This is a genomic window from Sorangium sp. So ce1335 (assembly GCF_051521615.1).
In the GTDB taxonomy this organism is placed as follows: Bacteria; Myxococcota_A; Polyangia; order Polyangiales; family Polyangiaceae; genus Sorangium.
Genome location: NZ_CP150363.1, coordinates 8,471,672 through 8,485,937, shown reverse-complemented (window position 1 = coordinate 8,485,937; position 14,266 = coordinate 8,471,672). Strand labels below are relative to the sequence as shown.

The window sequence follows — 14,266 nt, the reverse complement described above, 5'->3', positions numbered from 1 at the left end:
CCGGGCGCGACCGCCCGGGCGCGGGGCGCGACGCGCTGGCGAGGGCGTTCCCGCAGCAAGACGCGATGCCGTTCCTCGGGGACACCGACGACGACGGCATCCACGACGAGCCCACGCTGGATGCGCCCACGGTCGTCGACGATGAGGACGACGAGGACGACGTCCCCACGAGGACGCGCGAGGCGCCGTCGGCCCAGCCCGCCGTGCCGCCTCAGTCCGCGGCGGTCGCGCCGTTCAGCGCGACGCGGGCGCTCGCCGAGGGGACGTCGCGGGGCCGCTCCCCCGCAGCGTCGCCCGATCGCGCGGCGGCCGCGGCGGCCTCCGATCGCGCGGCGGCCGCGGCGGCCTCCGATCGCGCGGCGGCCGCGGCGGCCTCCGATCGCGCGGCGGCCGCGGCGGCCTCCGATCGCGCGGCGGCCGCGGCGGCCTCCGATCGCGCGGCGGCCGCGGCGGCCTCCGATCGCGCGGCGGCCGCGGCGGCCTCCGATCGCGCGGCGCCTGCGGCCGCCTCCGGGAGCGCCGATGCCGGGAGCGGCCGGATCCCTGGGCCGACCTCCGCGGCCGCCGGCGCGCTCAGCTCGCCGCAGCAGGCCTCGCCGCCCCCGCAGGGCGCCGTTGCCGCGCCGCCGAGCGCGGCGCCGGCGCAGCGGGCCCTGCAGGGCTCATCCGCCGCGCCGTCGCCGTCGCCCGTCGGGCGGTCCGACGACAGCGACCTTGCCTCCGACGCGCCGCCCGACCGCTCGGGGCGGCTCGGGATCGTGATCGCGGTGATCGTGGCGCTCCTCCTGGCGGGCGGGGCGATGCTGTTCGCCGCGCAGCTCGGCCTGCTCGGGGCCGCGCCCACCGCGCCCGGCGGGGTCCCCGCGCCGGCGGTCGCCTCGGTCGTGGATCGCCTGCGGCCGGAGCGCCGCCTTGTGGAAGCTCTGGATCTGGGCGTCGAAGCCGCCCATGTCCACGCGCTGCAGCGCCTCGGGCCGCAGGCCTGAGCGGCGCGCGACGGCCTCGGTCCGCTCGGGGAACGGCGAGATCCACACGAGCCGGCCGCCCGGCGCGAGGGCGCGCGCGGCGCCCTCGACGAAGCGGTCGAGCATCGCGTCGAGATCTCCCGTGCGCTCGACCCGCCGCCCGAGGGGCGGGTTCGTCAAGATCAGCGTGGGCGCGTCGCCCGGGGGCGGCGCGCCGCACGCGTCGCGCTGGAAGAGCTCCGCGCCGCGCGCGCCCGCGGCGTCGAGGTTCTCCCGCGCGATCTGCAGGGCGCGCGGATCGCGGTCCGAGCCCACGAGCCGCCGGTACGGCCCGAGCAGGGCGCGCTCGCAGAGCTCCAGGCCCGAGCCGACGAACGGATCCCAGACAACGTCGTCGCCGCGCACCCCCGCGAGGCGCGCGAGCGCCGCCGCGATGGTCGGGTGCGACGCCGCGGGCACGTCGCCCCGGCGATACGCGAACCGCGGGTCGGGCAGGCGCGGCGCGAGCTCGACGCGGACCCGGCCGGCGCCCTCGTGGACGACGACGTCCCACGTGCTCTGCGTCGGATCGTTCACGAGCTCCGGGGCCTCGGCCTCCACCGCCGCGGCCACGCGGAACACCGCGGCCCGGCGCTTGCCGCCGCCGGCCCACTCGATGCGGTAGCGGATCGCGCCGACGGTGAAGCGGCGCAGGATCTCGCGCGCCTCCCGCGAGAGCAGCCGCTCGGCGACGGCCGCGGCGAGGTCCTGGCCCTCGTCGAGCTTCCGCAGCGGCAGCGGGAACGCGAACGACAGCATCGTGCGCGCCCCGAACAGGGCGTCGAGGCGGCCGCCCAGCGTCACCTCGACGCGCGTGCCGCCGCACGGATCGCTCCGGAGCTCGGGGGCGAGCCCCCCGCCGGGAGACCCCTTGCCCAGCGCCGCGAGCTCCTCGGCGAGGATCGCCTCGAGCCCGCGCCGGCACCGCACCGCCACCCGGACAGGGCGCTCCGGCGCGCGATCCCCGGCGATCTCCGACAGCTCGCCGCGCGACAGGGTTCGCCGGGCCAGCAGCTCGGCGCGCGCGCGCACGCCGGCGAGCTCCGACATCTCGCCGCCGAGCTCGGCCAGCGCCTCGAGCGCGGCGCCGCCGCCGACCTTGCCGAGCGCGTCGATCAGCGCGCGGCGGACGTCGGGCGAGCGCTCGCCGCGCGCGGCCTCGGCGAGCGCCTCCGCGGCGAGCGGACGCCCGGCGTCCTCCGCGGGCAGCTTGCCGAGCGCCACCGCGGCCATGCGGCGCGTACGGCGATCGTCGTCGCGGAGGCAGGCGAGCAGGTGGCCGCGCGCGCGCTCGGCGACCTCCGCATCGAGCGGCGCGGCGGCCATCAGCTTGCCGACGAGCCGGGTGAGCGGCGCGCGCAGCGACGGCGCCGCGCCGGCCGCGCGCTCGAGCGCGGCGGGCAGCGCGGCCGCGCCGGCGCGGCGCAGCGCCCGCTCGGCGAGCTCGGCGGGCTCGCCGGCGGTCTCGAGGAGATCCATCAGGGCGGCGAAGTGGCGGCGGCCCGGCGTGAAGCCCGGATCGGAGAGGGCGCGATGGAGGTCGGGATCGAGCGTGGCGGTGGAGCTCATCAGGTCTGGGATCTCGGCTTTCTCATGGGGATCCCGGCGGGGCCACCCGGCCGGGAGAAAGGATTCCTGCGCCGCTCGCCGCGCGCGCTCGACTTTCGCGACAAGCGCGGCGTTCCGGCAAGCTCTTTCATCCCGGGCCTCTCGGCCCTCTCGTTTTCGGTCCCGGGGTCGCTAGAGTTTCAGCATGCCGGATCTGAGCCAGGTCATCCCGCGAACGGCGTTGCCGAACGACGTGCTGCGCGCGGCGCTCGGCGCGCTCGAGGCGGGGCGGCGGGTGGTGCTCGCGTCCGTCGTGGCGCGCCACGGCTCGGCGCCGTCGACGCCGGGGCAGAAGCTCTGCCTCTTCGACGACCTCACCGCGATCGGCACGATCGGCGGCGGCGCCGTCGAGCGGGCCGCGCTCGGCATGATGGCGCGCGCGCTCGACGAGCTCGCCAGCGCGCCGAAGCTCGAGACGTTCCGCCTGGGCCCGAGCCTTGGCATGTGCTGCGGCGGCTCGGTCGAGATCCTCATCGAGCCGATGATGCCCGCCGTCCACGCCCTCGTGATCGGCGCCGGGCACGTCGGCGCGTTCGCCGCGCCGCTGCTCGCCTCGCTCGGCTTCCGGGTCACGCTCTGCGACGCGCGCGCCGCCGCGGCCGACCCGGCCCGCGTGCCGCCGTCCGCGCCGCTCGCCGGCGCGCTGCCCGCGCAAGGCGCCGCGCCGCGCGAGGCCGCGACGGCGCTCGGGGAGCAGGTGCGGCTCGTGCTCGCCGACCACGACGACCCGGAGGTGACGGCGGGCATGCCCGAGGACCTGAGCGAGGCGGCCGCGCTCGTCATGACGCACGATCACGGCCTCGATCAGGCGGCGATCGAGTGGGCGCTCGCGCGCGGCTTCGGGTACGTGGGCGGGGTCGGGAGCCGCGCGAAGGCGGCGCGCACCCGCGCGCGGCTCGAGGCGAAAGGGGTGCCGGAGGGCGACGTCGCGCGGGTCAGGATGCCTGTCGGCCTCGACATCGGGGCGCGCACGCCGGCCGAGATCAGCGTCGCCCTCGCGGCGGAGCTCGTCGCCTGGCGCGCGGGGCGGCAGCGCGCGCGATGGTCGACGGTCGTCGCGGCGCAGGCGGGGGAGGAGCAGGCCGGATGAACAAGGTGATCACGATCGTGCTCGCCGCGGGCACGGGCAAGCGGCTCGGGGGGCCGAAGGCCCTCCTGGCCTGGCCCGCGGCGACGAAGGGAGGGGCCGAGCGGCCGCTGGCGCTCGCGCACGCGGAGGCGCGCCTCGCGGCCGAGAGCGCGCGGGTGCTCGTCGTGGTGCGCAGCTCGGTCTTCCACGCGCTGCTCGCCCATGTGCGGCCGGGCATCGACCTTGTCGCGTGGACCGCGCCGGACGATCTCGGCCCGGCGGGATCGCTGGCCGTCGCCGCGCCGCGCATCGGCGACGCCGAGGCCGTCATCGTGACGCCGGTCGACGTGCCCCCCGCGAGCGCCGTCACGGTGGCGCGGCTGCTCGCGCGGCTCGACGCGGGCGTGCCCGGCGCGCCGTCGGCCCCGCCGCCGCTCGCGGTGCGGCCGCGGCACCTCGGCCGCGGCGGGCACCCGGTGGTGCTGCGCGCCGAGGCGCTCCAGCGCTACCTCGAGCCCGACCCGCCGCCGCTCCGCGAGCACCTCAGGGCGCTCGGCGAGCGGTGCGTGGACGAGGAGGTGGACGATCCCGGGGTGCTGCACGACCTGAATGTCCCGGTCGACGTCCTCCGCGTGCTCGGGGGCCCGCCGCGCTTCCTGGCCTGAGCCTGGAGAGGCGATAGAGCCCGCCGCGTCCGTCGGCCACGCGCGCGGCGCGCGTCTCACGCGTGATGTCGACGCGGCCCGGGAGACAGGGCTATCGTCAACAGGGAGGAGCACACGAATGGCGACGAGCCCTCCCGCTTCATCGAGCGCCGTGGGGATCAGCGTGCCCCGGGCCGACGGCCCCCCCAAGGTCACGGGGGCGTCCCGTTACGTCGACGACCTCCCGGCCATGCCGGGGGAGATCTTCGGCCGCACCGTGCGGAGCCCCGTGCCGCGCGGGATCCTCCGGGGGGTGCGGCTCGACCCCGCGTTCGACTGGAGCGACGTCACGGTGGTGCTCGCCGAGGACGTCCCGGTCAACGTGGTCGCGCTGATCCTGGACGATCAGCCGATCCTCGGCACGGGCAAGCTGAACCACGCGTACGAGCCGATCGCCCTGCTCGGCTGCGCGGACCGGCTCAAGCTCGCGCGGGCGGTCCAGGCGGTCGCGCTCGACATCGATCCCTTGCCGCCGGTGCTCGACGCGCGCGCCGCGCTCGAGGGCAAGGAGATCATCTGGGGCGCCGACAACGTCCTCAAGCGGTACCTCATCACGAAGGGGCGCGCCGACGTCGAGCGGGAGCGCAGCGAGGCCGAGATCGACGCGGCGCTCGCCCGCTGCGACGTCGTCGTCTCCGGGACGTACGCCACGCACCACCAGGAGCAGCTCTACATCGAGCCGCAGGGCGTCGTGGCGTGGTGGGACGAGGCCGGCGCGCACGCGACAGGCTCGATCCAGTGCCCGTTCTACGTGCAGAAGGCGTTCCTGAAGGCGTTCGGGCTCCCGCCCGAGCGGATCCACGTCACGCAGTCGGTCACAGGGGGCGGCTTCGGGGGCAAGGAGGAGTACCCGTCGATCATCGCGCTCCACGCGGCGCTCCTCGCGAAGAAGAGCGGCCGCCCGGTGCGGATGATCTACGACCGGACCGAGGACATCGAGGCGACGACGAAGCGCCACCCGGCGTTCTGCGAGATCGCGAGCGGCTGCGACAAGGACGGGACGCTGCGCGCGCTGAAGCTCCGGATCCTCATGGACGGCGGCGCGTACGCGACGCTGTCGCAGGTGGTCCTGTCGCGCGGCGCGCTCCACGCGGCGGGCGCCTACCGCTGGGACGACGTCTGGATCGAGGCGACCGCGGTGGCGACGAACACGCCGCCGAACGGCGCCTTCCGCGGCTTCGGCGCGCCGCAGACGATCTGGGCGATCGAGCGGCACCTCGACCGCATCGCGCGGGAGCTCGGCCGCGATCCGCTCGATCTGAAGGCGAAGAACGTGCTGCGCCCCGGCGACTCGACGGCGACCGGCCAGGTGCTCCGCGCGAGCGTCGCGGGCGAGGAGTGCATCGCCCGGGCGATCGAGGCGAGCGGCTACCGGCAGAAGCGCGCGGCGGGGCCGGTCGTGCGCGGGCGCGTGGCGCGCGGGATCGGGCTGTCCGTGTTCATGCACGGCGCGGGCTTCACCGGGTCGGGCGAGCGCTACCTCAAGGGCAAGGTCGCGCTGGATCTCGCGCCCGGCGGCCGGCTCCGCATCCGCACGGCGTCGACGGACATCGGCCAGGGGACGGAGACGGTGTTCCGTCAGATCGCCGCGGCCGCCGCGGGGCTGCCGATCGATCGGGTCGAGTTCGCGGTGCCGTGCACGACGACCGTGCCCGACTCGGGGCCGACCGTGGCGTCGCGCACGGTGATGGTGGTCGGCGCGATCCTCGAGGCCGCGGCGCGCGATCTGGCGGGCCGCGTGCGCGCGGAGCAGGAGGCGGCGCAGCCGCCGGGCGGTGCGGCGGAGGCGCCGCCGGCGCTCACCTTCGAGGCGGCGGCCGACCGGCTGCTCGCGCGCGAGGGGCAGGTGACGTCGCTGAAGCAGTACGAGCCGCCGGGCTACGTGCGCTGGGACGACGAGGCGTACAAGGGCGACGCGTACCCGTGCTTCGGCTGGGCGTGCGACGTCGCCGAGGTCGAGGTCGACCTCGACACCTTCGAGGTGACGGTCGTCGACTTCTGGTCGGCCACCGACGTGGGCAAGGCGATCCACCCGGTCATGTGCAAGGGGCAGATCGAGGGCGGCAGCCTCCAGGCGATCGGCTGGGCGCTCTCCGAGGAGATCGTCTGGCAGGGCGGCAAGATCAGGAACCCGCGGATGACCAACTACATCATCCCGACGTCGCTCGACGCGCCGCCGTTCCACGTCGTCCTCGTCGAGGAGCCCTTCCCGTTCGGTCCGGGCGGCGGGGCCAAGGGCATCGGCGAGCTGCCGATGGACGGCGGCGCGCCCGCGATCGCCGCGGCGGTGGAGCACGCGACGGGCATCGCCGCGTGCGCGCTGCCGCTCACGCCGGAGCGCCTGTTCGATGCGGCGCGCGCCGCCGCGGCGCCGCGGCCGGCGGCGGGGGGAGGGGATCGCGCATGAAGGTATCGCTCGTCGTCAACGGCTCGCCGCGCGAGGTCGACCTGCCGCCGCTCTCGCGGCTGCTCGACGCGCTCCGCGGGCCGCTCGGGCTCACCGGTACGAAGGAGGGGTGCGCGGAGGGCGAGTGCGGCGCGTGCACCGTGCTGATCGACGGCGACCCCGTGAACGCGTGCCTCGTCGCGATCGGGCAGTGCGAGGGGCGGCACGTCACGACGGTCGAGGGCCTCGCCGGCGCCGGGCACCTGACGCCGCTCCAGCGCTGCTTCGTCGAGGAGGGCGGCGCGCAGTGCGGCATCTGCACGCCGGGCATGCTCCTCTCCGCCGAGGCGCTGCTCGCGCGCAGCCCGGACCCGTCGGAGCTCGAGGTGCGCGAGGCGCTCGCGGGCAACCTGTGCCGCTGCACCGGCTACCAGCGCATCGTCGACAGCGTCCGCGCCGCGGCGGCGCTGCGCCGGGGCGGGGGAGGGGCGGCGACGTGAGCATCACCGATCTCCGCCTGTTCGAGATGCGGCGCGTCTCCGGGCTCGGCCCGCTGTGCGAGCTCGTGGCGGAGCAGGCGGCGCGCGGCGCGCCTGTCGCGCTCCTCGCCGGCGGCACCGACTGGATCGTCGAGCAGGAGCTCGCGCCTCCGCTGAAAATTTCCACCGCCGACCCGGCGGGCGCCGGGCAGGCGGCGCCGCCGCTCGTCGTCGACGTGTCGCGGCTCGAGGACCTGCGCGGGGTCTCGCTCGCGGGCGACACGCTCCGCGTGGGCGCCGCGACGACCTACCTGGAGATGCGCCGGAGCGGCGTGATCCTCGAGCGGGCGCCGCTGCTCGCCCGGATGAGCCGCGACGTGGGCGCGGTGCAGATCCAGGCGCGCGGCACGCTCGGCGGCAACCTGGCGACCGCGTCGCCGGCCGCGGACGGCGTCGCCGCGCTCGCCGCGTACGACGCGACGATCGTGGTGCAGAGCGTCCGCGGGGAGCGGCGCATCCCGATGGGCGCGCTGCAGACGGGCTACAAGCGCACGTCGCGCGCGCCCGACGAGGTGATCGTCGCCGTGGAAATCGCGCTGCCGGCGCCCGGGTCGCCCTGGTACTGGCGGAAGGTCGGCGCGCGCCGGGCGCAGGCGATCTCGAAGGTCGCGCTCGCGGGCGTCGCCGAGGTGAGCGCCGGGCGGCTCGCGCGGCTCGGGCTGGGGATGGCGTCGGTGGCGCCCACGACGGCGCTCCTGCCGAGCGTTCGCGCGCTGTGCCTGTCGCGCCCGATCGCCGAGCTCACCCCGGAGGAGGTGGACGCCGCGGTGGCGCAGGACATCGCGCCCATCGACGACGTGCGCTCGACGCGGGCCTACCGGGAGCACTGCGCACGCAGCGTCGTGCGGGAGCTCCTCCGGCAGCTCGGCGCGCCGGTCTGATCACTCCATCCAGTCGAGCTGCGGGGCCTCAGGTCGGCGTCCGCGCCCGCCCGGGCGCGTCGGTCGCTCGCGCGGCGGCAGCGCGGGCTGGGGATCCTCGTCGTGGCAGCGAGAGCACTGCCGCGGGGAGTCGGTCCCGGCCTGGAAGATGGTGATGCAGCCGCAGGCTGGGCAGATCATGCCGATGTCGTGGTTCATTGAGCACTCCTCGACGGCGAACGCTCCGGGACGGCCCGAGCGGCGCGGAGGATGCGCTGGAGGGGCGACGCGAAGGCGACGGCGCTGCAACAACATCGCGTGGACGCGTGGACGCCGGAGCTCCGGGCGCGCCCTGCGAGCGCGGGGGAGCAGCCTCGCCGCGGCGCCGACCTCCGCCGAGAGGCCGTGCGATGCACCGGACACGGCGCGGCCTCCCCCATCCGCGCTGCTTCACACGGGCCACCGTCCCGTGGCCCAGGGCTATTGACTTTGACTTTCATTTCATGGAGATGCGTGATAGTCGCGCCCTGAAATGCCGCAGCCCGCCGAGCGCGCGGCGCGGTGCTCGTTCACCGTCTGTAATATCCAATACATTTCAATGCTCCTCCGTACCTCCCTGCGCCGGATCGGCCTGGCGGCGCCTGCGCTGCTGCTCACCCTCGCCCAGGCCCGTGCGCAGACCCCCGAACCGAGCCCAGAGGCCGGCGCGGATCCCTCCGCTCCGGGGGCCCCTCCCGCCGCCGGAGCGGCGCCGGAAGGCCAGGACCCTTCCGCGCCGGAGCCGGCGGCTCCCCGCGCCGACGCGCCGCCGGCTCCCGGCGGCGAGGCGCCGCCCGCTGGCCAGGAACCTGCGGCCCCGCCGGGGCAGGCGGCTCCCGGCGCCGATGCGCCGGCGCCGGGCCAGGACGCCGCCCCGCCGGGGCAGGCGGCTCCCGGCGGCGAGGCCCCGGCCGGGGGCCAGGACGCCGCCCCGCCGGAGCAGGCGGCTCCCCGCGCCGACGCGCCGGTGGAGGTCACGGTCGCGGGCACCCGCGTGACGAGGACCGCGGGGTCTGCCCATGTGATCAAGGGGCGCCAGCTCGAGCGCTTCGAGCACGACGACCCGCACGCCGTGCTGGGCAGCGTCCCGGGCGTGTACGTGCGGGGCGAGGACGGGCTCGGTCTGCGGCCGAACATCGGCGTGCGCGGCGTCAACCCTGACCGCAGCAAGAAGGTGACGCTCATGGAGGACGGCGTCCCCATCTCGCCAGCGCCGTACTCCGCGCCGGCCGCCTACTACTTCCCGCTGATCACGCGCATGGCGAGCGTGCGGGTGATCAAGGGGCCGGGCGCCATCGCCTACGGCCCGCAGACCGTCGGCGGCACCGTGGATCTCGTCACCCGATCCGCCCCGTCGCTCGCCTCGGGCGCGCTCGACCTCGCCTTCGGCCAGTACGGCTACGGCAAGGCGCACGGCTACCTTGGGACGAGCGACGGCCAGATGGACGTCCTCGTCGAGGGCGTTCACCTCCGGAGCGACGGCTTCAAGGAGCTGCCGAGCGGCGCCGACACCGGGTTCTACCGCAACGAGGTGATGCTCAAGGGCAGCTACCTCGTCGACCCGACCGCCCCGATCAAGAACGAGCTCCGCCTCAAGCTCACGTACTCGGAGGAGCTCTCCAACGAGACGTACCTCGGCATCACCGACGAGGACTTCGAGGCGAACCCGCTCCGCCGCTACGGCGTGAGCGCGCTCGACCGCATGCGCAACCACCGCACCGCGGTCGCCGTGACCCACGTGCTCCAGCCGTCGCGCGACCTCACCGTGACGACGACGCTCTACCGGAACGACTTCTCGCGCGTGTGGCGAAAGGTCAACGGCTTCCGCGGCGCCAACCTGTTCGACGTGCTCGCCGCGCCCGACACGCCGCAGAACGCGGTGTACCACGCCGTGCTCACCGGGCAGCTCGACAGCTCGACGCCGGGGGAGACGCTGCTCATCGGCCCCAACGAGCGCGAGTTCGCCGCCCACGGCGTGGAGACCCGCGTCCGCTGGAACACCGCCACGGGGCCCGTCTCGCACCGCGTCGAGTACGGCCTGCGCCTGCACTACGACAGGGTCGAGCGCCGCCACAGCGAGAACGGGTTCCTCGTGCTCGGGGGCGCGCTCGTGCCGGACGGCGGGCCGACCGTCGTGACCCAGCTCAACGAGGCATGGACCGAGGCGATCGCGCTCCACGCGACCGACGCCGTGACGTGGCGAGCGCTCACGGTGACCCCCGGCGTCCGGGTCGAGGTCATGCGCTCCGCGTTCGTGGACCGCGCGGCCGGGAGCGAGCGGAAGCGGGTCGCGCAGGCGCTCCTGCCCGGCGTCGGCGCCTACTACGCGATCACCGAGGCGCTCGGGGTGCTTGCCGGCGTCTACCGCGGCTTCAGCCCGCCGGCGCCGGGGAGCGACGAGCACGTCGAGCCCGAGCTCAGCGTCAACTACGAGGGCGGCGCCCGCTTCGCCGACGGGCCGCTCCGCGCGGAGGTCATCGGCTACTACAACGATTACTCGAACATCACGGATGTGTGCACGCTGTCGAGCGGCTGCCTCGATGCGGACCTCGACCGCCAGTACGACGCGGGCGAGGCCCGGATCTACGGCGTCGAGGCGTACGCCGAGCACGAGATCCCGGTCGGGGAGCTCAAGCTGCCGATCAGCGCTGCGTACACGCTCACCCGGACCGAGTTCCTCTCGAGCTTCACCTCGGACGACCCCATCTTCGGCCGGGTGGTGAAGGGGGACGAGATGCCGTATGTCCCGCGGCACCAGGCGAGCCTGTCGGTCGGGGTCGAGCACGAGCGCGCCGGCCTCAACGTGGGCGCCAGCTACGTGTCGGCCATGCGCGAGAAGGCCGGCGGCGAGCCCATGTCCAGGGCGCTCGCGACCGACGAGCAGTTCCTGATCGACGCGAGCGCCAGGGTGCGCGTCGTCGGGCCGCTCGTGCTCTACGCGAACGCGCGCAACGTCCTCGGCTCGCAGTTCATCGTGTCGCGCCGCCCGTTCGGCGCCCGGCCGAACGCGCCGCGCTGGATCCAGGTCGGGATGAAGGCGTCGTTCTGACGCGATGTCCGGCGCGGACCCGAGCGGGACCGCGCGGGATCGCGCCGATCAGAGCGGCCGGATGTGGGGCGGAGGCTCCGTCGGGCCCGGGAGGATGTAGGACGCCGGGGCGATGCCGTCGCGCACCGAGGCGAGGTCGACGCCGGGATCGATGAGGCGCGCGATGCGGCGGCCGTTGAGCGAGACGAGGGCGTCGGCGCGCACCTCCACCGGCCCGCGGCCGCGCCGCTCGAAGTCGTCCCGGATGTGGCGGGAGAGCTGCAAGATGAGATCGGGCTGGCCCGCCATCTCGCGCTCCTGGAGGCGCGTCAGGTACGCGCGCGGGCTCACGTGCCACGTCCGGCCGGTCTCCCGGTTCCGGACGATGAAGGTGATGCTCCCGTTCTTCTCGCGGACCATCACGCGCCAGGAGAAGCGCATCCCCTGCTCGTGCCAGCGCACGTTGCCGCCGTACGCGAGGAAGCGGAGCGGCAGCGCGAGCTGGAACGCGCAGTACGCGACGCCGAGCGCGAGGCCGACCGCGCGTAGCCGCGGCCATGGCGTCGCCTCCGGCGCGAGGGGGGGCGCGGGCGTCACCGCCGGCTCGAGGTCGGGCGATGTCGTCGCCCCCGGCGCGCCGGCGGGCGCGGGCGACGCGCCGGCGCCACGGCGGCCGAGGAGCGCGCGCGCCCGGGCGAGGAGCCGGCGCGGCCACGACGGCGAGAAGAACACGAGCGCGGAAAGGACCATGATCACCGGGAACATGCCGATGGGAAACAGCGCGCGCGTGAGGGCGTGGAACACGATCACGGCGGCGTACGCGAACGGTCGGATCCGCCGGACGAGCAGCAGCCAGACGATGCTCGTGTCGAACAGGAACCCCGCCCAGCTCATGAGCGGCGCGGCCCACGGGTGCGTGAAGAGCGGGCCGATGACGGGCATGTCCGTGCGCGATCCCAGCCAGATCCGGAGCGGCTGCGCGTGCAGGAGCCAGTCGGCGTGGGCCTTGGCGAGCCCCGCGAACGTGTAGACAACGCCGACCTGGAAGCGGAGCAGGTAGAGCCACGCGGCCGGGACGGAGCGCTCGTGGCGCCGCGCGAGCAGCGCGTCGATCGACCACGCGCGGTGCGCGGGCGACGCGGCGAGCAGGAGGCCGAGCAGGCTCGCGAGGTAGTAGTGGTTGAGGTACGTCGTGACGTCGATGGCCTGCAGGTAGGTGAAGCCGACGACGAACAGGGGCGCCGCGACGCGGAACGCGAAGCCGACGGAGATGGCCAGGGCGAGCCCCGCGAGCGCCCAGAACAGCGCGTGCATCCCGGCGGGCGGAAGCGGCTCGACCCAGGCGAGGCCCCAGTACTTGAAATGGAAGGTCGGCTTGACGAAGAGCTCGTCGATCCAGCCGTAGGCGATGAAGCGCGCCATGCTCACGCACATCGTGAGCCCGAACAGGGCGCGGAGCGCGGCGAGCCAGGCGATGTCGACCGGGCGAGACAGCGCGCCGGCCGCGCGCGACAACGCGGCCGCGAGACGGCGGGGGCGCGCGCTCAGGGGGAGCTCAGTCGTTGTCACCTTCCGACGACTGGGGGAGCTCGAGGTTCAGCGCGCTGACGAACTCCGTCTTGAGCAGGTCCGTCAGGGCCTTCACGGCGGTGTAGACGGCCTCGACCCGCGCGCGGTCGCTCGAGAGCGCCTGCTCGAGCGGCGCGTCGAGCGTGTCCACGGCCGCCTGGGCGCCCGTCAGCGCCGCCAGCATGCGATCGGCGAGATCGGCCGAGCCGACCTCGCGCAGCCAGTCGTCGAACCCGACGCCCTGGCCGCCCTCGCCGCAGCCCTGGAACAGGCGCCGGAAGCCGCTCAGGTTGGCCCGGAGGTGCGCCGCCGAGGCCTGGGCGTAGCGGGACTCGATCGCCTCCGGGCAGCTGGGCGTTGCGCAGTCCTCGGTGAAGCCGAGGGGCCGGCCGAGCTTCCAGTCCTTGAGCTCCTTCTCGATGTAGAACATCGCGTCGGTCACCGCGTTGAGCGCGTCCTGCTCGGTCGCGAAGACGGGGCTCCCGCGGCCGGCCTGGGTGAGCTTGTCCCGGAAGCTGCCGGGCTCGGGCGCCCAGGCGCGCGCGAGCGCGCCCGCGCGGGCGAGCACGTCCGCGGCCGCCGCGGCGGCGTAGTCGGCCTTGCGCTGCGCGAGATCGCCGGCGCCGAGCGCCGCCCAGGTGCGGCCCGCGTTGATGGGCGAGTACTGCGAGCAGGCGTTGTCGACGCCGGGGTAGAAGACGAGGTACTCGAACGCCGCGAGGCCGCGGCCGTTGATGAGCGACGAGGAGAAGCTCGGCTGCGCGTAGGCCCGGCTCACGATCTGCTCCTCGACCTTGCACCGGCTCACGAGCGGCCAGGCGTAGATCTGATCCCGGAGGTCCTGACCCCCGGGCTGCGTGGAGCTCGCCGCGGGCCCGAAGCGGAAGATCTCCGCCTCCTGCCAGACCCGCATGGCCGATAGCCAGGCGCCGCGCGCGGCGGCGGCGGTGTCAGGCCCGCCCGGGTCGCGGGAGAGGGCCGAGGCGCGCTCGCTCAGGGCGCGCGCCTGCGCCTCGAACTCGCAGGCGCGGTTCAGCGCGCAGTCGGCGGCCGCCGCGAGCAGCTTCGCCTTGCTGAAGGGGCCCTCGTCGACGGGGACCGGCGCGCACACGTCGCCGCCGACCGGCTCGCCGCCCCCCGCGCCGGTGGTCGCCGCGGTGGTCGACGCGGCCGTCGCGTCGCCCGTGGCGCCGCTCCCGGTCGAGGGCGCGGGCGGCGCGCCGCCGCTGCCGCTGTCCGGCGGCTGCGGGCCGCCGCTGCCCGGCGGCAGCCCGCCGCTGCCCGGCGGCTGCGCGCCGCCGGGCCCGGCGCCCTGGCCCGTGTAGACGACCTCGTCCGGGGGCGGCTTGCGGCACGCGACGGCCGTCGTGAGGCCGAGGAGCGACAGCAGGAGCGCCGTCGGGAGGCGGCGGGCCCGCTCGTTCCGAATGCTGTTCATTCTCGGCCTCGCGCGGTTCATG

General features: G+C 75.6%; 10 protein-coding genes. 6 read left to right on the top strand and 4 right to left on the bottom strand.

All coding sequences use genetic code 11. The features are described 5' to 3' along the window. Positions 1-662: 662 nt before the first annotated feature. Positions 663-2,573, bottom strand: coding sequence for a TRM11 family SAM-dependent methyltransferase (locus WMF24_RS31305; protein ID WP_437731084.1), 1,911 nt, complete (start codon positions 2,571-2,573; stop codon positions 663-665). A gap of 184 nt (positions 2,574-2,757) precedes the next feature. On the opposite strand from WMF24_RS31305, the gene WMF24_RS31300 reads away from it, so the two are divergent. The 5 genes from WMF24_RS31300 (at position 2,758) to WMF24_RS31280 (ending at position 8,191) form a co-directional block, all read left to right on the top strand. Next, positions 2,758-3,702 carry an XdhC family protein gene (locus tag WMF24_RS31300; RefSeq protein ID WP_437731083.1) on the top strand — a complete coding sequence of 315 codons (945 nt, stop codon included), beginning with the start codon at positions 2,758-2,760 and terminating at the stop codon, positions 3,700-3,702. Continuing rightward, positions 3,699-4,346 carry a nucleotidyltransferase family protein gene (locus tag WMF24_RS31295; RefSeq protein ID WP_437731082.1) on the top strand — a complete coding sequence of 216 codons (648 nt, stop codon included), beginning with the start codon at positions 3,699-3,701 and terminating at the stop codon, positions 4,344-4,346. Before WMF24_RS31300 ends, WMF24_RS31295 begins: the two co-directional genes overlap by 4 nt. A gap of 118 nt (positions 4,347-4,464) precedes the next feature. After that, entirely contained in the window at positions 4,465-6,792 is a 2,328-nt protein-coding gene (locus WMF24_RS31290; RefSeq protein WP_437731081.1) for a xanthine dehydrogenase family protein molybdopterin-binding subunit, read from the top strand. After that, positions 6,789-7,271 carry a (2Fe-2S)-binding protein gene (locus WMF24_RS31285; RefSeq protein ID WP_437731080.1) on the top strand — a complete coding sequence of 161 codons (483 nt, stop codon included), beginning with the start codon at positions 6,789-6,791 and terminating at the stop codon, positions 7,269-7,271. The genes WMF24_RS31290 and WMF24_RS31285 overlap by 4 nt, the downstream gene beginning before the upstream one ends. Next, positions 7,268-8,191, top strand: coding sequence for an FAD binding domain-containing protein (locus tag WMF24_RS31280; RefSeq protein WP_437731079.1), 924 nt, complete (start codon positions 7,268-7,270; stop codon positions 8,189-8,191). Before WMF24_RS31285 ends, WMF24_RS31280 begins: the two co-directional genes overlap by 4 nt. Here the strand turns inward: WMF24_RS31280 and WMF24_RS31275 are convergent, their stop codons facing one another. Further along, on the bottom strand, positions 8,192-8,389 hold the full coding sequence (locus tag WMF24_RS31275; protein ID WP_437731078.1) for a hypothetical protein: 198 nt from the start codon (positions 8,387-8,389) through the stop codon (positions 8,192-8,194). A gap of 379 nt (positions 8,390-8,768) precedes the next feature. Between WMF24_RS31275 and WMF24_RS31270 the strand changes: the two genes are divergently transcribed. Next, complete coding sequence (locus WMF24_RS31270; RefSeq protein WP_437731077.1) at positions 8,769-11,258, top strand: TonB-dependent receptor family protein; 2,490 nt, start codon at positions 8,769-8,771, stop codon at positions 11,256-11,258. 48 nt (positions 11,259-11,306) lie between these two features. On the opposite strand, the gene WMF24_RS31265 is transcribed toward WMF24_RS31270, so the two are convergent. Together WMF24_RS31265 and WMF24_RS31260 are read right to left on the bottom strand one after the other, a co-directional pair. Next, positions 11,307-12,806, bottom strand: a complete 1,500-nt coding sequence (locus tag WMF24_RS31265) for an HTTM domain-containing protein (protein ID WP_437731076.1) — start codon at positions 12,804-12,806, stop codon at positions 11,307-11,309. Continuing rightward, positions 12,793-14,244 (bottom strand): imelysin family protein, encoded by a 1,452-nt coding sequence (locus WMF24_RS31260; RefSeq protein ID WP_437731075.1) that lies wholly within the window; start codon positions 14,242-14,244, stop codon positions 12,793-12,795. The genes WMF24_RS31265 and WMF24_RS31260 overlap by 14 nt, the downstream gene beginning before the upstream one ends. Positions 14,245-14,266 lie beyond the last annotated feature (22 nt).

Coding starts and splice junctions, on each gene's coding strand:
- WMF24_RS31305 (WP_437731084.1), bottom strand. CDS start 2,573: ATGAGCTCCACCGCCACGCTCGATCCCGACCTCCATCGCGCCCTCTCC.
- WMF24_RS31300 (WP_437731083.1), top strand. CDS start 2,758: ATGCCGGATCTGAGCCAGGTCATCCCGCGAACGGCGTTGCCGAACGAC.
- WMF24_RS31295 (WP_437731082.1), top strand. CDS start 3,699: ATGAACAAGGTGATCACGATCGTGCTCGCCGCGGGCACGGGCAAGCGG.
- WMF24_RS31290 (WP_437731081.1), top strand. CDS start 4,465: ATGGCGACGAGCCCTCCCGCTTCATCGAGCGCCGTGGGGATCAGCGTG.
- WMF24_RS31285 (WP_437731080.1), top strand. CDS start 6,789: ATGAAGGTATCGCTCGTCGTCAACGGCTCGCCGCGCGAGGTCGACCTG.
- WMF24_RS31275 (WP_437731078.1), bottom strand. CDS start 8,389: ATGAACCACGACATCGGCATGATCTGCCCAGCCTGCGGCTGCATCACC.
- WMF24_RS31270 (WP_437731077.1), top strand. CDS start 8,769: ATGCTCCTCCGTACCTCCCTGCGCCGGATCGGCCTGGCGGCGCCTGCG.
- WMF24_RS31260 (WP_437731075.1), bottom strand. CDS start 14,244: ATGAACAGCATTCGGAACGAGCGGGCCCGCCGCCTCCCGACGGCGCTC.